At 54.4% G+C, this 20,545-nt stretch carries 11 protein-coding genes, 1 tRNA gene and 1 pseudogene; 6 read left to right on the top strand and 7 right to left on the bottom strand.

Annotation, left to right across the window (positions count from 1 at the left end; genetic code table 11):
• Positions 1–4: 4 nt before the first annotated feature.
• Positions 5–1,624, top strand: a complete 1,620-nt coding sequence (locus Q1L34_RS23470) for a glycoside hydrolase family 43 protein (RefSeq protein ID WP_015585289.1) — start codon at positions 5–7, stop codon at positions 1,622–1,624.
• A 4-nt stretch (positions 1,625–1,628) separates the two neighbouring features.
• Here Q1L34_RS23470 and Q1L34_RS23465 read toward each other — a convergent pair whose 3' ends face one another.
• The 7 genes from Q1L34_RS23465 to ahr form a co-directional block, all read right to left on the bottom strand.
• On the bottom strand, positions 1,629–2,387 hold the full coding sequence (locus Q1L34_RS23465; protein ID WP_004857393.1) for an IclR family transcriptional regulator: 759 nt from the start codon (positions 2,385–2,387) through the stop codon (positions 1,629–1,631).
• Positions 2,388–2,758: 371 nt separating this feature from the next.
• Positions 2,759–4,069, bottom strand: coding sequence for an ABC transporter substrate-binding protein (locus tag Q1L34_RS23460; RefSeq protein WP_064368252.1), 1,311 nt, complete (start codon positions 4,067–4,069; stop codon positions 2,759–2,761).
• On the bottom strand, positions 4,062–5,135 hold the full coding sequence (locus Q1L34_RS23455) for an ABC transporter ATP-binding protein (RefSeq protein ID WP_048022985.1): 1,074 nt from the start codon (positions 5,133–5,135) through the stop codon (positions 4,062–4,064). The genes Q1L34_RS23460 and Q1L34_RS23455 overlap by 8 nt, the downstream gene beginning before the upstream one ends.
• 5 nt (positions 5,136–5,140) lie before the next feature.
• A complete protein-coding gene (locus tag Q1L34_RS23450) occupies positions 5,141–5,965 on the bottom strand; it encodes a phosphodiesterase (RefSeq protein ID WP_064357606.1) in 825 nt (274 codons plus the stop codon).
• 10 nt (positions 5,966–5,975) lie between these two features.
• Entirely contained in the window at positions 5,976–6,863 is an 888-nt protein-coding gene (locus Q1L34_RS23445) for a carbohydrate ABC transporter permease (RefSeq protein ID WP_004857406.1), read from the bottom strand.
• Positions 6,853–7,725, bottom strand: a complete 873-nt coding sequence (locus tag Q1L34_RS23440) for a carbohydrate ABC transporter permease (RefSeq protein ID WP_004857408.1) — start codon at positions 7,723–7,725, stop codon at positions 6,853–6,855. Before Q1L34_RS23440 ends, Q1L34_RS23445 begins: the two co-directional genes overlap by 11 nt.
• 157 nt (positions 7,726–7,882) lie before the next feature.
• A complete protein-coding gene (ahr, locus tag Q1L34_RS23435) occupies positions 7,883–8,902 on the bottom strand; it encodes an NADPH-dependent aldehyde reductase Ahr (RefSeq protein WP_015585286.1) in 1,020 nt (339 codons plus the stop codon).
• 61 nt (positions 8,903–8,963) lie between these two features.
• Here ahr and Q1L34_RS23430 point away from each other — a divergent pair, with 61 nt between their 5' ends.
• The 5 genes and pseudogenes from Q1L34_RS23430 to Q1L34_RS23410 all read left to right on the top strand — a co-directional run bounded on the left by Q1L34_RS23430 (position 8,964) and on the right by Q1L34_RS23410 (position 20,477).
• Positions 8,964–9,146, top strand: coding sequence for a hypothetical protein (locus tag Q1L34_RS23430; protein WP_327204306.1), 183 nt, complete (start codon positions 8,964–8,966; stop codon positions 9,144–9,146).
• Positions 9,147–9,270: 124 nt separating this feature from the next.
• Positions 9,271–9,355: transfer RNA gene (locus tag Q1L34_RS23425), tRNA-Leu, on the top strand.
• 198 nt (positions 9,356–9,553) lie between these two features.
• Positions 9,554–10,465, top strand: a pseudogene (locus tag Q1L34_RS23420) (tyrosine-type recombinase/integrase); the annotation flags it as partial.
• Between the two features lie 379 nt (positions 10,466–10,844).
• Complete coding sequence (locus Q1L34_RS23415) at positions 10,845–14,144, top strand: STY4851/ECs_5259 family protein (protein ID WP_260091897.1); 3,300 nt, start codon at positions 10,845–10,847, stop codon at positions 14,142–14,144.
• Between the two features lie 12 nt (positions 14,145–14,156).
• The gene (locus Q1L34_RS23410; RefSeq protein ID WP_071359104.1) at positions 14,157–20,477 is read left to right on the top strand and encodes a DEAD/DEAH box helicase; all 6,321 of its coding nucleotides are present in this window, start codon (positions 14,157–14,159) and stop codon (positions 20,475–20,477) included.
• Positions 20,478–20,545: the final 68 nt, after the last annotated feature.

The raw sequence follows: 20,545 nt of genomic DNA, 5'->3' as shown, positions 1-20,545 counted from the left end.
CAATATGTACACGATAACTAACCCGATTCTGACCGGTTTTAACCCGGATCCGTCAATGTGTCGCCAGGGCGAGGATTACTACATCGCCACCTCCACCTTCGAGTGGTTTCCGGGAGTGCGGATTTACCACTCACGGGATTTGAAAAACTGGTCGCTGGTGAGCACGCCGCTGGATCGCGTGTCGATGCTGGATATGAAAGGCAACCCCGACTCCGGCGGGATCTGGGCGCCGTGTCTGAGCTACGCCGACGGGCTGTTCTGGCTGCTGTATACCGATGTGAAAATCGTCGACTCGCCGTGGAAAAACGGTCGCAACTATCTGGTCACCGCCCCCTCTATTGAGGGGCCGTGGAGTGAACCGATCGCGATGGGTAACGGCGGCTTTGACCCGTCGCTGTTTCACGATTCGGACGGGCGTAAATATTATATTTACCGCCCGTGGGGGCCGCGTCACCACAGTGACCCGCACTGTACGATCGTCCTGCAGGAGTATTTCCCGCAGACGCAGACCCTGTCGAAGACGCGAAAAACCCTGTTTACCGGCACAGCGCTGCGCTATACCGAAGGGGCCCATCTGTACCATAAAGAGGGCTGGTACTATCTGCTGGTGGCCGAAGGCGGCACCAGTTATGAACATGCGGTGGTGGTGCTCAGAGCGAAAAATATCGACGGGCCGTACGAACTGCATCCGGACGGGACGCTGATGACCAGCTGGCATCTGCCGGAAAATCCGCTGCAGAAAAGCGGCCACGGTTCGCTGCTGGAGACCCACACCGGCGAATGGTATATGGCCTATCTCACCAGCCGTCCGCAGCGCTTGCCCGGTGTGCCGCTGCTGGCCTCCGGCGGGCGCGGCTACTGCTCGCTGGGGCGGGAAACCGGCATCGCGCGCATCGCCTGGCACGACGGCTGGCCGTCGGTGGAAGGGGGAAAACACGCGCAGCTAAACGTGCCGGGGCCGCAAATGGCTGAAAGTCGTGTCGTGGCTGATGAGCGCTGGCGAGAAGAGTTCAACCGCCCGACGCTCAACCCGGAGCTGCAAACGCTGCGTATTCCCTTCGATGACACCTTAGGGTCGCTGAATGCCCGTCCCGGCTTTCTGCGCCTGTACGGCAACGATTCGCTCAACTCGACGTTCACCCAGTCCACCGTCGCCCGGCGCTGGCAGCACTTTGCCTTCCGCGCCGAAACGCGAATGGAGTTTGCCCCGCAGAATTTTCAACAGAGCGCCGGATTAACCTGCTATTACAACAGCAAAAACTGGAGCTACTGCTTCGTTGACTATGAAGAGGGACAGGGCAGAACCATTAAGGTGTTGCAGCTCGATCATAACGTGCCGTCGTGGCCGCTGCATGAACACCCGATCGCGGTACCGGATGCCGCGCAGAGCATATGGCTCCGGGTCGACGTCGACCATCTCGTCTATCGCTACAGCTACTCGTTTGACGGCGAGCAGTGGCACACCGTGCCGGTGGAATATGCCGCCTGGAAGCTATCGGACGATTACATCGGCGGGCGCGGGTTCTTTACCGGCGCCTTTGTCGGCCTGCACTGCGAGGATATCAGCGGCGACGGCTGCTATGCGGACTTTGACTACTTCAGCTATGAGCCGGTAGTCGGATAACCCCTCAGGCCGGGTAGCCCAGCGCTTTCGATAGCTGGCGCCCGGCCTCTTCCAGCAAGGCGCGATAGCGCGCGAGCTCAGCCTCATCGACGCGAGAGGTGAGCGTTGACAGACTCAGTGCGGCAATGACCCGCGATTCATGGTTCCACACCGGTACCGCCACGCAGCGCACGCCCTGCTCATTCTCTTCGCTGTCCTGCGCATAGCCCTGGGCGCGGGTTTGCGCCAGCGCCGCCAGCAGCGCCTCGCGGGAGGTCAGCGTTGCGGGGGTAAACGGCGTGTACTGATAGCCTTCCAGCAGAGTATTTTGCTCCGCCTCGCTCAGCCAGGCGATCAGGACCTTACCGATCGCCGTTGCGTGGATGGGGAGCCGACGGCCGATGCGCGAGTAGGCGATGGCGGCGAGCCTGCCTTCGATTTTCTCGATGTAGACGCCTTCGTGGCCGTCAAGAATGCCGAGGTGAGTGGTCTGCCCGGTGCGCTGCGAGAGATCCGTCAGCCAGCTTTTCGCCTTCTGGCGAATATCCATCGTCCCTACGACAAAATGGCCGCGTTCAACCAGCTTCATGCCCAGGCGGTATTTGTCGTTTTCCGGATTCTGATCGATATAGCCGTGCAGCTGTAAGGTTTTGAGCAGCGAATGGAGGGTGCTTTTACTGAGGCCCATCTGTTTGCTGATATCGGTGATCTTCAGTTCCGTGGCTTGTTCGTTAAACAGGTCGAGGATCGTCAGGGCTCGTTCAACAGACTGAATAATAGGCATAATGCACGACTGCTCACGCTGGGGGGAAGGTGAAAACGTACCCTTTTTACGCTGAAAAATCAAACGGCTGGCGTGGAAAGGGCGAGCAATATCACCTCGGGGAGCAGGTTCCCGGGCGGCGGGGTAAACCCCTTGCCCGGGCTACGGTACGGCGCTGGTCTGTATCCCCGGTAAGCGTCGCGCCAGCGGGAGGTTACGGTACGGCGCTGGTCTGTATCCCCGGTAAGCGTCGCGCCAGCGGGAGGTTACGGTACGGCGCTGGTCAGTAACTCCGGTAAGCGTCACGCCAGCGGGAGGTTACGGTACGGCGCTGGTCAGTAGCCCCGGTAAGCAGCGCGCCACCGGGGAGAGGCGCCGGAGCGACAAGGGGCTTACTTCACCTCAGCGAGGGCGGTTTTGTCGACGTACGGCTTCATCAGGCTATCGGCCTCTTTCTGCGCCGCCTGCACCGCCGCTTCCGGTGTCACTTTGGCATCGTTAACCACCGCCGCCAGCTGGTTCTCCATCGCTTTACGCACGGCGACGGTCTCCCAGGTGGAGTACCACGGATGGGCGTACTTCAGCTGCTCCAGAGCAATCGCCGCGCGCGGATCCTGCTGCAGATAGGCCTTCATCTCCGGCGTATCGTACGAGGCTTTGCGCGGCGAGAAGTAGCCGGTGAAGCGGCTCCACGCGCCGTTGACCTGCGGGCTCACCAGATAAGTCAGGAACTGATAGGCCGCTTTCTTCTGCGCGTCATTGATACCTTTAAAGCTCACTAGGCTGGCGCCGCCGATCGGTACCGCACGCTGCTCTTTCGCCGGCAGCATCGCCACCCCGAGCTCAAAATCTTTGCTGTTCTCGCGCATAAAGCCCAGCGCGCCGGTGCTGAGCATCGCCATCCCGACCTTGCCGGAGAAGAAGCTGGCGCTGATCTGCTTCGAGTTGAGCACGCCGGAGGGCATCACTTTGTCTTTGTAGATCAGATCCTGCCAGAAGCGCAGCGCCCCGATGGTGGTCGGCGCGTTGTAGTAGACCTCGCCCGGATAGTCTTCGTTAAAGTATTTTCCGCCGTTGGCGCGTACCAGCGCCGAGAAGATCCAGCCGCCGTAGTCATCGTTGGTCGACGGCAGCATGATCCCCCATTGGCCTTTGCTCTCGTCGGTTAGCTTTTTGGCATCCGCCAGCAGCTCGGCCCAGGTCTGCGGCGGCTGCGCGATCCCGGCCCGATCGAACATCGTTTTGTTGTAGTAGAGGATCGGCGTCGAGTTATGGAACGGAATTGCGTAGGTGGTGCCCATCACCTGGGCGTTCTTATGCATTGCCGGCCAGAACTCCTTGACCAGGAAGTCCCCCGCTTTTTGATCGCCATACTGGAACAGATCGTCCATCGGCAGGATCTCATCCTTCAGCGCCAGATCGGTGGTGAAGTTGGCGGACATGATCACCAATGCCGGCGGCTGTCCGGCCTTCTGCGCCGATTCCGCTTTGATCTTGGTGGTGTCGTAGTTGCCGGTGAAGATCCCGCGCACTTCGACATCCTGCTGTGAATCGTTAAAGGCTTTGATGACGCGGGTCATCTCCATGGTCAGCTTGCCGTCTACCGGCGCCGGGAACATGAAATCGATCTTCTCTTTTGCCAGCGCCGCGCCGCTCAGCGCGAGGCTTAACCCAACCGCGAGAGCCGTCAGAGGTTTAAGCATGGTCAATCTCCTGGAGTAAATTGTGCTGTTGCTCAGCATGAAAAAGATGAATATCGGCAGGCGAGAAGCCGAGGATCAGCGTGTCGCCTTTCTCCGGCACCGCGCCGCGATGGCGGCGGCTAAAGCGCAGGGTGCCGATGGGGGTGCTGACGTGAAGCAGATAATCGGCTCCCATCAGTTCTCGTTGCAGGACGGTGGCACAGAGGCGCAGATGCCCCTCCTCCACGCGATCGCTGATATGTTCCGGACGAATGCCGAACCAGACCCGGGACTCGTCACGGTAGCGCGGCGGCAGCGGATGGCGCAGGTCGCCGAGCTGCACCTCGCCGTCGGCGCAGGGCAGCGACAGCAGATTCATCGCCGGTGAGCCGATAAACCCGGCAACGAACAGGTTGGCCGGATGGGCGTAGAGATACTCCGGCCGCCCGACCTGCTGGACGTGGCCGCCGTTCATCACCACGATGCGATCGGCCATCGACATCGCCTCGGTCTGATCGTGGGTGACGTAGACGGTGCTGGTTTTTAGCTGCTGGTGGAGATCCATGATGCTGTCGCGTACTTCGCTGCGCAGACGCGCGTCGAGGTTGGAGAGCGGTTCGTCCATCAGGAACAGGCGCGGGTTGCGCACGATGGCGCGGGCCATCGCTACCCGCTGGCGCTGGCCGCCGGAGAGCTTCGCCGGCTTGCGGTCCAGCAGCGTTTCCAGCTGTAGCATCTGCGCCACTTTATCGACCCGCGGCTGCCAGCTGGCCTTATCTTCTTTCCGCACCTTCATGCCGAAGGTGATGTTGTCCTGCACCGACAGGTGCGGGAACAGGGCGTAGTTCTGGAAGATCATCGCGAAGTTGCGCTCGCGCGGCGACAGGGCGGTGATGTTCTGGTCGTGCAGCCAGATCTCGCCTTCGCTCACCGGCTCCAGCCCGGCCAGCAGGCGCAGCAGGGTGCTTTTGCCGCAGCCGGAGGGGCCGACCAGCACCACGAATTCGCCTTCGTGAATATCGAGGGAGAGGGCGTCGAGGGCCGGTTTACCGTCGAAACGCTTACTGATGTTTTGCAAACTAAGCATGAGAATTAACGCTCTTCCGTTGGGCAACTGATGTTTTCGTCATACAGCCACGGCCCGGCGTGGTGGGTCAGCGGGTGCTGGTAGCTGACCCACTGCTCGCCGACCTGGCGGTGCATCAGGCACGACGCCGGCGACAGGTCGTAGTACGGGCGACGGTCTTCGTGGAAATAGGGCACCTGATGGACCGTTCCCGGGATGGTGGAGATGATCGCCTGGCGATACTGGGTCAGGGTCAGACTATGGTTATGACCGCAGAAGATGCGCGTCAGGGAAGGGAAGCGCTCCACCAGCGCCAGCAGACGATGGCCGTTTTCGCAGGCGATGGGGTCCATCTGGGCATTGCCCAGCGGCAGCGGCGGGTGGTGCATAAACACCGTCGCCGGCTTATCGCCGCCGTCGAACAGCTGGGCCTCCAGCCATTTGATGGTTTCGTCGGTCAGCCAGCCGCTGGAGGTGCCGGCGCGGCTGGAGTCGATAAACAGCAGGCGGGTGGCGAAGTCGTCCACCGCGTAATGCATGTTCTGCGGGTCGCTGCCGAGTTGCGGGCACAGCGGATGCAGGTATTCGAGAAACAGGGCTTTATCGTCGTGATTGCCGGGGATCAGATACAGCGGATAGTTCAGGCTGCCGAGGATCTGGCGGGCAACCTCGTACTCCTGCGGGCGGCCGCAGTTGACGATATCGCCGCTGACCACCACCGCGTCCGGACGCTCCTGCAGGGCGTTGAGCTGGGAGACCACGTCGGCATTGTCGGCGTTGACGTCGATAAAGCCGTACAGCTTCTGCCCGCGGCTGCGGAAATGGGTATCGGAAATCTGGGCTAACAGCATAGATAACTCCTTATTTGATCCCGGAGAAGCCGAAGCTTCGCAGGAACTGTTTCTGGAAAAGGATGAACGCCAGCATCAGCGGCAGGCAGACCATCAGCGTCCCGGCGCCGATGGTGCCCCACTGGCCGCCGGATTCGGCGCCCATGGCGAAGGAGACCAGCCCCACGGTCAGCACCTGCTTATCGGGATCGTTGAGCATCATTAGCGGCCACAGATACTCGTTCCAGTGGTAGGTAATGCTGACGGTGGCGAAGGCCAGAACCGACGGCCAGGACATCGGCAGCAGCACGCGGAACAGCACCTGCCACCAGCGGCAGCCCTCCATCAGCGCGGCTTCTTCCAGCTCTTTGGGGATGGCGAGGAACGCCTGGCGCATCAGGAACACGCCAAACGCCGAGGTGAAGTAGGGCATCATCACCCCGGTGAGGGTGTTGAGCAGGCCGAAGGTCTTCAGAGTCAGCATGTTCGGCACCATCATTACCACCGGCATGATCATCAGCTGGACCAGGAACAGCAGGAACAGGGTCTGCTTGCCGCGGAACTGGTGGCAGGCGAAGACATAGCCGGCGGTGGTGATGGTCAACAGCTGCACGAAGAAGGTGCCGAAGGTAAAAATAAGGGTGTTGGCGTAGAGGCTTAGCCAGTCGGCGCTGGCCCAGGCGTCGCGGAAGTTATCCAGCGTCAGCGGCAGGCGCGGCAGCAGGGAGGCCATATCCTCGCCGAAGGTGGTGGCGCTGAACGCGGTAGCCAGCATCCAGATAAACGGGCTGACCCACAGCAGAGCCAGGCAGCACATCAGCACGCTGAGGGTGAACGGCTGCGAGCGACGCAGGCGCAGCCACAGCGGTAGTGAGGCGACCGGCGAACGAACAACCAGCGGCGAGGCTTCAGCGCTCATAGTGGGCTCCTTTCTCCAGCAGTTTGAGGTTAAGCAGCGAGAAGGCGAACAGCCCGGCCAGGGTCAGGAAGGTGGCGGCGGAGGCTTTGCCGAGGTCGTGGGTATCCCACGCCAGATTCTGGATGTAGTAGAGCAGCACGGTGGTGGCATTATCCGGCCCGCCGCGGGTCATCACCGCCACGTGGTCAATCTGGGTGATGGAGTAGATCAGCGCGGTGGTGATCACGAAGCTCAGGGTCGGGCGCAGCAGCGGTAGCGTCACCTTAAAGAACACCTGGCTGCGGGTGGCGCCTTCCATGATCGCCGCTTCACGCGTTGAGGCCGGGATGCTCTGCAACCCGGCGAGGAAAAACAGCATGTAGTAGCCGGCGAACTTCCATACGCCGATCAACGCCAGCGCCAGCAGGGCGCTGTTGCTGCGCCCCAGCCAGTTGTTGTTCATCGGCCCGAACAGCTTCGCCAGATAGTGGTCGAGCAGGCCGAGCCCGGGCATAAAGATAAACAGCCACAGCGCGGCGGCGCTGACCATCGGGATAATCATCGGGAAGAAAAAGGCGGTGCGCAGCCAGCGGTTAACGCGGTGGTTTTCGCTCAGCGCGACGGCCAGCAGCAGGGCCAGCGTCACGCCGGGGACCACGGTCAGCAGGATATAGAGCAGGTTGTTGAGCAGCGACTGCCAGAAGACGTTATCGGCGAACAGGCGGACGAAGTTATCCAGCCCGACGAACGGCGCGTTGTCGCTGGCCATGCGGGTATCGAACAGGCTGTCGTACACCGAACGGCCCAACGGGAACCAGGTAAACAGCAGTAAAAACAGCAGGGAGGGCGACAGTATCAGCCAGGGGAGCCAGGTTTTTCTCATGGTGGCAGACGTCTCGTTCAGGCGTTTATGGAAGCCCGGATTGTGAGAACGAATGACTGCAAGGGGATGGCGGGGAGATGACCGTTTAATGAACCTTCAGCGGGCGCCGGCTGAGGGAACAGGCCGGGCAGACGCGCCGCCCGGCGGATAAGGGGGGCTAGAAGTCGGCTTTCAGCACCACGCGATAGCGGGCTTTACCCTCGCGCACGTGTTTCAGCGCCTCGTTGATCTGCGACATCGGGAACAGCTCGGTAGTCGGGGCCACTTTGCTGCGTCCTGCAAACTTCATCAGCTTACGTAGTTCGGACGGGTTGCCGGTAGCTGAACCAGAAATGCTGCGGTCGCCGCCAATCAGGGTAAAGGCGGGAACCTGTAGCGGCTTCATCACCGCGCCGACGGTATGGAAGTTGCCGCCGTACGCCAGCGCTTCGAAGTACGGTTGCCATTCGAGATCCACCGCCACGGTGTTGATGATCAGATCGAACTGGCCGGCCAGCGCTTTTAGGGCTTCAGGATCGCGGCTGTTCACCACCCGATCGGCGCCCATCGCCAGCACTTCCTGCTCTTTTGCCGGACTGGAGCTGAAGGCAGTCACTTCGGCGCCCATGGCGCGCAGCAGCTTAATGGCGATATGGCCGAGGCCGCCGATACCAATGACGCCCACGCGGCTGGTGGCGGTGACGTGGTGCATCAGCAGCGGTTTAAAGACGGTGATCCCGCCGCACAGCATCGGGCCGGCGGATTCGATATCGATACTCTCCGGCAGCGGGATCACCCATTGCCAGTCGGCGCGCAGCTTATCGGCAAAGCCGCCGCGGTTGATGATGGTCGGCACCGAGCCTTCGAGGCAGTTGATCTGGTTGCCGCTGATACAGGCATCGCAGTGCCCGCAGCTGCGGGCCGTCCAGCCGATGCCCACTTTCTGGCCGACTTTCAGCCCTTTATCCTGCGCCGCGCTGCCCAGCGCCGCCACGCGGCCAATCACCTCATGGCCGGCAACCAGCGGATAGCTCGACATGCCCCATTCGTTGTCGATCATCGACAGGTCGGAGTGGCAGATGCCGCAGTATTCAACCTGTACTTCGACATCCTGCGGCAGGAGTTCGCCCGCGTCGTACTCCCACAGCGACAGATCGGCGCCCGCTTCTTTGGCGGCGTAGCTTTTAATTGTGCTCATCACGATTTCCTTGGTTTGGCGTAGATAAACAGAAAGTGTAGAGCATGGGGCGGGGCGACGCTTGGCAGAAGGAGGCAGGCAGACGGGGCAATCGAAGAGGGAAGGGGAAGGGGAAGGGGAAGGGGAAGGGGAAGGGGAAGGGGAAGGGGAAGGGGAAGGGGAAGGGGAAGGGGAAGGGGAAGGGGAAGGGGAAGGGGAGGTCGAGCGGGGTAAGCTTGCCGGGCAGGCGAAGGGGAAAATGTGACCTGAGACGCTCCTGAGCAGGCCGGGCGCTGTTTTTTTCGACACTTAGCGTGGCGGAGACACGCTGCTGCTTGCATGGCGGCCATCGACAGGTATAATCCACAACGTTTCCGTATCCCTTCAGTGCCGAAGTGGCGAAATCGGTAGACGCAGTTGATTCAAAATCAACCGTAGAAATACGTGCCGGTTCGAGTCCGGCCTTCGGCACCAAAAGATACAATCAAGTCGCTCAAGAGCGGCTTTTTTTGTGTCTGAAATTCAGTAATCGCAAGGTTTTCTGTGCTTTTTCACTCAACCTAAGTCAACCTGATTCAATCTACATCAACTTACTGATGCGGGTACAACTGCGGGTATATCCCGGTTCGATAATGTTTGTACCCACACAGAACCCTTGAAAGGATTCTCATTATGGATCTGAGTGATGTGAAGGTTCTTTCGGCAAAGCCTGAAGCAAAAGCCTATAAACTAACTGACGGTGAAGGCATGGTTTTGCTGGTTCACCCTAACGGTTCCAAATATTGGCGTCTTCGTTACCGCTTCGGCGGTAAAGAGAAGATGCTGGCGCTGGGGAAATACCCTGAGGTTTCGCTAGCAGATGCCAGGGCACGCAGGGATGAGGCCCGTAAGCTATTAGCTAATGGCGTCGATCCCAGTGAAAACAAGAAAGCCGTTAAGGTAGAGCAGGAGCAAGAGGCGATAACGTTTGAAGTGGTTGCCAGAGACTGGCATGCCAGCAATCAGAAGTGGTCTACATCACACAGTGCCCGTGTTTTGAAAAGCCTTGAAGATAATCTCTTTGCTGCCATCGGTAAGCGGAATATTGCGGAGCTTAAGACTCGGGATCTTCTTGTACCCATTAAAGCTGTCGAGTCATCCGGGCGACTTGAAGTCGCCGCCCGTTTACAGCAGCGTACTACCGCGATTATGCGCTTTGCTGTGCAGAGTGGTTTAATCGATTACAACCCAGCACAAGAGATTGCCGGTGCGGTTGCTACGGCAAAAAGACAGCACCGCGCTGCTCTGGAGCTTAACCGCATACCTGAATTACTTCATCGCATTGATCACTACTCCGGCAGGCCGTTAACTCGATTGGCTGTTGAACTCACTTTGTTGGTCTTCATCCGTTCAAGTGAGCGGCATTTTGCCCGCTGGTCAGAAGTAGATTTTGAAACGGCCATGTGGACGATCCCCGGTGAGCGTGAAGCGCTGGACGGTGTTAAACATTCACAGCGTGGTTCAAAGATGCGGACTCCTCATCTTGTTCCCTTATCGCGTCAGGCTTTAGGTATTTTGGAAAAGATCAAAGGTATGTATGGGAATTGAGAGTTGATCTTCACACCAAAAGATACAATCATGTCGCTCAAGAGCGGACTTTTTGTGTGTTTTCCATTAAAATAACTCACTAGTTTCCTGTTTCTCGATTTTCTGAACTCTCTGGGCCTATTCATTGCTATAGTTGTATGTGATATTTACATTTTCAATTATAGATAAAAGTTTAACATCTTCTTAGTGTATTTTTCTATTAAATCAAATAATTGGAATAAGTGACACTATCTATCCTTCATTAAGGAACCTACTTAAATTTGGAGGTGGTGTCCATGCAGAAAGGATGTATGCTGATCGGTTTTGAGTTTTATTTCACCATATAAAAATATCTTCCTATCGTATTTATTCACTATGAAAATAAAAGGAGCATACTTTGAGTCATACAGAACATATATCAATACTTAAGTGTACTCCGTGGTTAGTCAAATTTCTAAATCGTAGAAGTTTAAGAAAACCTGATAATCGCCCTCTTTATGAGTACCATGCAACGAGTGATGAATATGGCGAATTGAAGTGGTTGTTGAGGGCGATAGGGTTACCCGATGGTTACAAAAGTGATAAAGGGTACGCAGCCTGCTTCACATTGTTCTGCTCAGAGTGGTATCGAAGAGATTATGAAAGGGAGTGTGGATGGGCATGGGAGCCAATTTGTAAAACGATAGGCGTATCAGCATCTTCCTCGGAAATGGGGAAAATAATCCCTAGAGGCCTGGACGAGTACTGGGGGCGCCCCGTGCGGTTCTATGATACAGAAAGGCGGAATTTTTTAGGGTCCTTATTCAGTGAAGGCGGTCTACCTTTCAGATTGTTGAAGGAGTCCAATAGCCGTTTTCAGTCGATGTTCTCTCTCATTCTCAATCAATACGATCAGGTCCAGTCTGCTAACATTTCCACGTTTGCGTTAGTTCATGCAGCGGTAGAAAAATCATTTCTGCCAGTCGTTTTTAAAGAGGATACTTCAGTCGAGCTTATTAGTCGTATGGCTGAACAGTTAGTGTCTCTTGTTCAAATTTATGACCTGAGTAACCACACCGAACCCGTAAAAGAACTTGACCGTGTTCATCCTAAGTGGCGGGACAGTTTCCCTGTTCCTCTCGATGACGATACAGGGACCAGTTTCCTTAATGGACTTTTACGAACAGCTTCTACTGAATCCAAACCTCGCCTGCAAAAAAATAGAACAACCCTATGCCAGTTCTTATGGTCAGAAAATCATCCTGAGGCTTTACAGTCGCTCATTTCTCTTCCGGAAGAGCTGAGTTTTTCGATTGACAGTGAACCTTCTACAACGCGTTTCGAGCTTGCCATCTATGAAGATGGTAGCGAAATTACGAGCCTGGGACCTGCCTATGCAACGCTGAGCAATTCACAGGCAAAAATGAGAGTTCGCAAGCGTGAAATTAAGTTTTTTCGGAAAAAGCCCGCTGCCAGCTTGTTTATTGTGGCGAGAGCAGGAGGGATGCTTATCGGCTCCAGGCTGTTGGAGGGAAGTGAGGTTGCCGTTGGCGATGTGCCATTAGTTTTTGTTTTTGATAAAAGTGAATGGTTGCTACAAGGACAAGCATCTTGCAGCGTACGTGGCAGTCATGTGCTCATTGTATTGCCAAAGGATGGTTGTCTGGCCTCAGATCTCGAGGATTGCGAAACCGATTTTTCGCCTTTGGGATACCGTGCTCTGATTGTCAAAGGGCGCCAGGATATTCTGATTGAAGGCGATGAAACGTACCGGATAAAGACAGGAAGAGAGCAGATTATCCAGACTGGGTTCTCTTTCCAGGGGAGGCGATTAAACTGGACAAGCTACCCAGATGAGCTCTTCCTTGGTGTTCCTGGTATTTCCCAAAATTCTGAGAATCTATTAACTCATCATTATAAACTTTTTTTCAACGGCACATTTATAGATAATTGTGATGTGCAAGAGAAAATGGGTGCTCAGTTTATTTCAGTGCGTAACGAGAATAATGAAACGCTACTGCGCAAGAAAATAGGTATTCTTCCCAATGATTTTTGCCTAGAAATAAAAAATGGAGAACAAGCAAACGAAGGGTCTGTCATTATTAATACCAAACATCCTTGTTTGTATAGTTTGAAAGAAAAATCACTGGAGATTGATAGGAAGCGATTCCCCGGTGGCACAGAAATAATAATGAAAACTGAGGGGATTCCCCCAGCATCGATTTTATTACAAATAACGCCAAACCTTGCTGCAAACCCCATTATTGTTTCTCTCCCTTTCCCTGCCCGAGGTTGTCTTGCCTTTGATAAAGATGAAAAGCCTCTCCCAAAAAATATAACGATTAACGACCTTCTGGGAGCCAGAGCATACCTTTTCGGTAAAAATGGCGAACCTACGCGATACCAACTTGAACTACGTTTACGCTCTCGTAGCGGAATGCAGGCATGGTATGAGTGGCGCTATAGTGCGGGAGAAAGCCCGGTAGAGCTTACTTTATACAGCTTAAGGGAGCATATTGACAATTTACTTTCCCTGGAGAAAGGGATCGATCAAACGGTGGATATGCGTATTGAAGGCGGAGGTAGTTCCTTTACCTGGCAAATCAGACGCTATAAATATAGCCTTGAGTATAATCGGGAAATGCAGCTGCTTCTTGCTAATTCAGTGAGCAATCGTACGGGGCAGATCCCTTCACCCGTTATTATGTTACTCAGTGAGCCCGAAAGAAAGGCAATACCGCTTGTATCGAGAATGAGCGAAGGTGTACCGGTTGGTGAATTCGAATTAAGTTCGACGATACAAAATAATGGCCCATGGCTAGTTGTTCCCAAACAAGGTGAAGAAGCTTCATTTCGGCCTTGCTACATTGCAGGCGAGCCGGTAATCCAAAGCGATACTTCGGCAATACAGTCCCTGCAAAAGGCAACGCAGCTTTTTAATCCCCGGTCGGATGTAAATACTATTACGTTAGTTTTGGAACAAATGGCGAGCGACCCTGCACATTCGGGATGGCAGTTCTTACGTAACTTATACGATCAGTTTGGATATTTACCGCTGGCTACCTTTGAGGTATGGCGTGCCTTGGTCCAGCATCCACAGGCATTGGCAATGTCACTGTTTAAATTTGAGATGTCCATTGATTATCTCAGCCGTATTGAAAGCGAGTTTCCTGTTTTCTGGGAATTTTTGCCTATTACTGAGGTTAAACATGCCTCAATGCGTTTTCGCGCGTTTCTGACTCATAAAGGTGCTCCGGAGGAAATGCAGACAAAGTTACTGGGTCGAATGTTCCAGCAATTAGGGACTGTATTTCCAACCTATGCCAGCGAAGTGCAATTATGGTTAGACCAAGGGAAATTACCACCGACTTTTCCGGCACAAATGATAAAAGGCATCATTCATGAGTGGTATCAGGAGCTCTTACGCGAACATGGTGAATCTCGTTGGCCAGAGTTTGGCGGGCCGAGTCTTTTTCGTTGGTACACATCGCAAAAGGATCCCATTATAGAGGTTTCGCCCGATACCAGTTATCGATATTCCGTCACTTTGCTCCCCATATTTGCTGCCGCTGTTGCATGTGGTAAAACAACATTTGACAGCGTTTTTGAAAATAAACCTGGTGCCGTATTTTTCTTAAGACAAGTCAGAGATTTTGACTCGCGATGGTTTAATGCCATTTTCCAGTATTGCTTATTGCGTAATGTGGCTACGAAATAAAAAGGAATAAGAATGACTACACGCTATTTTTCTTCGCTGATTGAACAGTCGTTATCTCGTTCGACGGAAGCTACGCTGAGCATTATGGGCGTAACCAACCCGTATCTTCGTGAGCACCTTACGCAGCAGATGGCGGCTGAATGTGGAAAGGATGGAACATTTCTGGCTTCTCCCGTGTTTGAACAAACATTTGGCTGGAAAGAGTCAAATTTCACGATGAGGGAGCTTGCCACAAAGCAAACGTTACTGAGTAAAGAGGTTGTTGATTCTCTCGATAACGAAGAAAACGGACGTTATCGTTTTGGCTCAACCTGGAAACCGTTCACACATCAGTTAGCCAGCTGGCAAGCATTACTTGATAAAAAACATTCGGTGGTTGTGACCAGTGGCACGGGCTCGGGGAAAACAGAGTGCTTCATGGTTCCGGTGCTTGAAGATCTTTATCGCGAGCTACGGGACAACGGGGGAAAACCACTAATAGGCGTTAGAGCCCTTTTCCTTTATCCCCTGAATGCCCTGATCAATTCACAGCGTGAACGTTTAGATGCCTGGACCCGAGGCTTTGGAACCGGAATTCGGTACTGTCTGTATAACGGCAATACTGAAGAGCTGCATGCCTCAGTAAAAAGTGAGCAGGCAAACCGGCCAAACGAGGTGCTTTCGCGTGAGAAAATGCGTGAGGAACCTGCCCCTGTTCTGGTCACAAACGGTACCATGCTGGAATACATGATGGTGCGTCAGGTTGATGCACCTATCATTCAGAAATCAAAAGCGGAAAAATCATTACGCTGGATCGTTCTGGACGAAGCCCATACCTACGTAGGATCCCAGGCTGCTGAACTGGCTTTACAACTCCGTCGTGTCATGACGGCGTTTGGCGTTACGCCTGATGATGTTCGCTTTGTTGCAACATCGGCGACTATTGCCGGAAGTGATGCTGAAAAGCAGCTGAAAAAATTCTTATCTGAGTTGTCCGGTGTGCCACAGGAACGTATTGATGTTCTGGGCGGTAGCCGTGTCATTCCTGACCTGGCGCCGTGCCAGCATCTTTCTCTATCCCTGGATGAGCTTGAGCGTATTCCTGATTCTGATGGGGCGGGTATTAGCCTTGAGCGCTATACCGCGCTGACTCACTCTCCGCAAGCGCGTCATCTCCGTGAGATGCTTGTGAGTCAACCCAGACCGATGAAGCTTGATGCGCTCACCCGGCGTTTGAATGAGCTAACAAAACATCAATACACTCAGCAGGATATTTTGCGCTGGCTCGATCTCTGTACCGGTACGCTTCCCAATGCGCAGGAACCGGCATTTCTGAAAGTCAGAGCGCATATTTTCCAGCGTAATACCCAGGGGATATGGGCCTGCGTAGATAAACATTGCTCCGCTAAACACAATACTGCGCTGGAGAAGGGGTGGCCTTTTGGCAATGTGTATGTGAATCAGCGGCAGAACTGCGAGTGTGGTAGCCCTGTTTATGAACTCGCGTTCTGCAATGAGTGTAATGAACCGCATTTACTTGCCCGGGACAAAAAAGGAAAGCTTGTACAGTGGGATAATAAAGGCGGGGATGAGTTTTCGCTGCAGGATGAAGCACCTGATGATTTTGACTCTTCGAGTGAAAAAGTCCAAAAAGAGCAGATATTCCAGCCACCCCATATTATTGCCGCGGAATGTAATACCGAAATGGGCTATATCGTGCAGCGCCTCGATCGCCAAACTCGAAGTATTGGCGTAGTCAACCCGGATAGTATTCCGCTGGCGATGAATGATATTGAGCAGGTCTGTAGTGCCAGCAACTGCGGTTATAGAGGGGGTAAAGGTAAACAACCCTTCCGGCGGGCACTGTTAGGCGGGCCTTTTTATGTGACGAATATCGTGCCTACCGTGCTGGAATATTGTCAGGACTTTATCAGTGATGAAGGTAAAGAGGGCGTTGGCCCACTTTCTTTGCCTGGACGAGGGCGTCGATTGATCACCTTCACTGATAGCCGTCAGGGAACGGCACGGATGGCGGTGCGTATGCAGCAGGAAGCGGAGCGCAGCCGTTTGCGCGGTAGCGTGGTGGATATTCTTGGATGGCACCAACGTAAACAGTCAACACATGCGCCAAATGCCCAGGCTGACGTAACGAAGTTGACTGAGATGGCAGCACAGGCACGTGAAGAAGCGAAAAATCTTCATGACTGGGGGATGCCGGAAGAAGCGATCCGTCGTGAAGAACAAGCTGAGCGCTTAGAGCACGCTATCCAGGTCGCCACTGGTGGAAAAGTTGATGCGGTTTTGATTTCTCTTTCCTGGTCCGAAATGGTTAAGGAATTGAAAGATAAGGCGGATATCAAAGGTCCTATCCTGCAGTATAACCACTATCTCAAGCCTGAAATATTCACTGAAAATGGTGGCCCTTTAAAACTCGCTGAAATGCTGCTTTTCCGTGAATTTATGCGGCGCCCTAAACGCACCAATAGCCTGGAGACACAAGGGCTGGTTCAGGTGGGTTATCAGGGGCTGGAGAAGGCCCATAGCATTCCTGCCCATTGGCAAGATAAAGGGTTAACCCTGGATGACTGGCGTGATTTTCTTAAGGTCACGCTGGATTTCTATGTCAGGGAAAGCAACTACACCCAGCTGGACGAAGATCTGAAAAACTGGATCGGTAGCCGTTTCTCTTCAAAATTTGTCCGTAACCCCGATTCGAAAGAACCTGATGACAACCAGGTTAAACGCTGGCCGCAAATTCGTCACGGTAACGTCACGCAGCGCCTGGTCAAACTTTTGATCCTCGGCGCTAAATTCAGCAGCGTAAATACGGTCACAATCGATATCGTTAATGCGTGGCTAAAAGAGGCCTGGCTTCAGTTGACGGGGTCATTAGCGGTATTGAAATCCGACGGCAACCGTTTTTATTTACCTAAAGAGCATCTGACATTCTCTCTGGTACAAAAAGCCTACATTTGCCCGGTAACCAATAAATTACTGGCGACGGCTTTCAGAGGTCTGACGCCTTATCTGCCAATGCATATTCAGTTTGAACGGCTGACCAGTGCACAATATGACGCCTTTGTCGCCCAGGCGGTGACGCTGCCTGAGATTTGGCAGCACGATCGTTCTCAGGATGATTATGTCGATGGGTTAAGAAAAGTTCGTGACTGGCTGGGGCAGGACCCTCTGGTGGCGCAATTACGTTCGCAAAACCTCTGGACGGATATTAACGATCGCGTCGTTGAAGGTGGATTTTACTACCGCACGGCAGAGCATTCCGCCCAGCAATCATCCGAACGTCTGCAAAGTTATGAACGTATGTTTAAAAACGGACAGCTCAACGTTCTTAACTGTTCAACCACCATGGAAATGGGCGTGGATATTGGCGGGATTTCTGCTGTGGTGATGAATAACGTCCCGCCGCACCCCGCTAACTATTTGCAGCGTGCCGGGCGTGCAGGGCGTAGCAAAGAGTCCCGCGCTATTTCTTACACGTTGTGCAAAGGCAACCCGCACGATCGGCAGGTTTTTGCTAACCCTCTCTGGCCTTTTGAAACGGTGATCCCTGCGCCGATGGTGGCAATGAATTCTGAGCGCCTGGTACAGCGCCACGTCAATTCTCTGCTGCTGTCAGATTATTTGTGCCATGTCATCGGTGAAACAGAAAAAGAACGCACCAGCCTTAATAGTCAGTGGTTCTTTGGTGAAGAGCTTGAACAGTCGGTGTGTAACCGTTTCAAAGCCTGGCTGGAGCGTCCGACGCTGAGTATTGATGCGGCTTTGGTTCGCTTGGTTAAAGGCACCGCGCTTCATGGCGTTGCGGCAGAAAAGCTGCGGGATAAAACGTGCGACGCGATTGCGGCGCTGCAGAAGCGCTGGCTGGGAATTTATCGCGATCTTGTTAAGCAGGAAAGTGAATCGCAGCCCAATACGCCGTATCGCAAACGTCTGGAGCTAGAGAAAAAACGGCACTGCGGCGAGTATCTGCTGCGCGATTTGGCGGCCAGAACCTTCCTGCCTGGATATGGCTTCCCAACGGATGTTGTCACTTTTGATAACTTCACCATGGAAGATTATATCCGCGAGAAAACGTACAAAGTCCGTGATAAGAGCGATCGTGAAGATAACGTCTCGCGTTATAAAGGCTTGCCTTCACGCAACCTTTCCGTGGCGATCCGTGAGTATGCGCCGGGCGCGGAGATTATCCTTGATGGACGGGTCTTCCGCTCCGCTGGGGTGTCTCTGCACTGGCATAATCTCAATGCTGATACCAATGAAGCTCAGCGCCTGGATAGCGCCTGGCGTTGTCACAAATGCGGTACGTTAGGCTATGAGGAAGGTATTGGCGGTTCGGGAGATTTATTCTGTAGCAATGATGCGTGCGGTGAGCGCATCACGCCGGAAAACCGACGTCAGGTTTTACAGCCTGCGGGTTTTGTAACGGATGCGCACGATCCGGTGACCAATAACATTGAGACCATGAAATTCATTCCGGTTGTACCGGCCTGGGTATTTGTTAAGGCCGAGCGTGTACCGCTGCCGAACCCGTTGATGGGCTTTATGGCTTCCGGGGCGGACGGTAATGTGTTCCAGCAAAGTATGGGGGAAGGCGGCCACGGCTATGCGCTGTGCCTGAGCTGCGGTCGCGCGGAGTCGATGCTCAACCTTACGGATGCACCGAAATCCATGGAAGCACACTATCCGCCTCGTCCTGGAAAGGCCGACCGGGATAGTCAGAATCAGCGGATTATCTGCCCGGGTTCAACGGCGCTGAATAAAAATGTCACGCTGGGAGCGCTGGCCAGAACGGATGTCTTCGAGCTGATTGTCCGTCGCCCGCAGAACGGAGAGTATATTGCTGATAACACGGAAGAAGGGCGTATTGTTGCAATGACGCTGGCCGTGGCGCTGCGGCGCTCGCTGGCGAGCGTGCTGGGCGTTTCCGCAGCGGAGCTGGGCTACGCGGTGCGCCCGGTCAGGCTGGAGAACGAGCAATCCGTTCTGGCGGTACAGCTGTACGATATTATCAGCGGCGGTGCGGGCTTTGCTTCCAGCGCGCCATTGCATATTGAGGCCGTGCTGAAGGGAATGGTGAAGCAACTGGGCTGCCACCACTGCGATACCGCCTGTAGCGAGTGCCTGCTCGATTCACAGACCCGCCACGATCACGATCTACTGGATCGTAAAGCGGCGCTAGCCTGGCTGGGGGCGGATTTCAGCCACTATATTGGCTTGCCGGATGAGGAGAAATTCTCTCTGGCTGATGCGCAATATTGTCCAGGGAGCATTGAAGATACTCTGCGGCGGGCCATCAACGATGGTGGCCGAAAGCTCACGCTGTGGATGAGTGGGCCGTTGAATGAGTGGGACCTGTATGCCCGTCAGTTCCGCACCGCGATCCAGAACTACCGGCTAAAAGATGATGTTGAGGTGGTGCTGGTTATCCCGCGAAACATTGACGATCCGGAGATCCTTCTGGAACTCGCGCAGTTTACTGCGATAGGCGTGCAGCTGTGCCAGTCTGAGCATGATACGGATACGCCGCTCGTTGCGCAGGTGACGTTTGACGATCGCCTGATGACGTTAATTTCTCGCAGCCATGAAGCAACCATCCCCGGGCCGAACTGGCATCTGAATAGCCAGATGGTTATTCGCAGCCATTTGCAGGCGCCGATAGCGCTTTATAAAACCGAGTTGCCATCCGAGGATGCGGGCAGCAAAGGCCTGGTTAACGATATTGAAATCCATAAGCAGCTTAACGGCCCGGTTTCTCAGTTTGGCCAGCGCTTCTGGAACCTGTTGACCGAGTCTCAGGATGATATTCAGCGCCTGCTGACGGAATGCCGGGTGACGCGTATCCACTACAGCGATCGCTATCTGCAAAACCCCGTAGCGCTGGCGTTGTTAGGCGGGTTGTTGAAGACGTTGAAACCGATGCTGACACAAGAGGCAGAAGTGACGATTGATACGCTGTTCAGGAGTAAAGAGCGCCCGGGGAACAAACCGTTCCATGACTGGATGAGTGAAGCAGACTTCCAGGATTTCGCCGACCAGTGGTTTGCGGCATCCATGGGACGAGCCGTGGAGATTCAGGCGTTCAACTCTGGCCGCGACATTCCGCACCACCGTAAGTTGATGGTGAGTTTTGATAATGGCCAGGCGCTGAAAATCCGCTTTGATCAGGGGATGGGGTACTGGCGTATTAACTTTGCGCGAGCCTGGCGTGATTTTAACTTTAATGACGACGTCTCTTTCCAGCTGGGGAATATGGCACAAGCCTGCGCAGAAGGCCTGGTAGTGAATAGCGAGGAAAGTTGGGCAACCGATGTGCTGGTGCAGGTTATCGCACCTTAATCAGGAACCGCTCCCGACTCACGGTCGGGAGCGGTTAGCATCAGGCGGAACGTTTACCTGAAATCACG

This window comes from Klebsiella ornithinolytica, from assembly GCF_030505655.1.
GTDB classification, from domain to species: Bacteria; Pseudomonadota; Gammaproteobacteria; order Enterobacterales; family Enterobacteriaceae; genus Klebsiella; species Klebsiella ornithinolytica.
Note: the sequence above shows the minus strand (reverse complement) of the source record. Positions and strands in the feature narration are given on the sequence as shown.

Excerpts from the sequence above, each read along its gene's own strand:
- Q1L34_RS23440 (WP_004857408.1), bottom strand. The coding sequence starts at position 7,725 with ATGAGAAAAACCTGGCTCCCCTGGCTGATACTGTCGCCCTCCCTGCTG.
- Q1L34_RS23445 (WP_004857406.1), bottom strand. The coding sequence starts at position 6,863 with ATGAGCGCTGAAGCCTCGCCGCTGGTTGTTCGTTCGCCGGTCGCCTCA.
- Q1L34_RS23450 (WP_064357606.1), bottom strand. The coding sequence starts at position 5,965 with ATGCTGTTAGCCCAGATTTCCGATACCCATTTCCGCAGCCGCGGGCAG.
- Q1L34_RS23470 (WP_015585289.1), top strand. The coding sequence starts at position 5 with ATGTACACGATAACTAACCCGATTCTGACCGGTTTTAACCCGGATCCG.
- ahr (WP_015585286.1), bottom strand. The coding sequence starts at position 8,902 with ATGAGCACAATTAAAAGCTACGCCGCCAAAGAAGCGGGCGCCGATCTG.
- Q1L34_RS23455 (WP_048022985.1), bottom strand. The coding sequence starts at position 5,135 with ATGCTTAGTTTGCAAAACATCAGTAAGCGTTTCGACGGTAAACCGGCC.
- Q1L34_RS23410 (WP_071359104.1), top strand. The coding sequence starts at position 14,157 with ATGACTACACGCTATTTTTCTTCGCTGATTGAACAGTCGTTATCTCGT.
- Q1L34_RS23465 (WP_004857393.1), bottom strand. The coding sequence starts at position 2,387 with ATGCCTATTATTCAGTCTGTTGAACGAGCCCTGACGATCCTCGACCTG.
- Q1L34_RS23460 (WP_064368252.1), bottom strand. The coding sequence starts at position 4,069 with ATGCTTAAACCTCTGACGGCTCTCGCGGTTGGGTTAAGCCTCGCGCTG.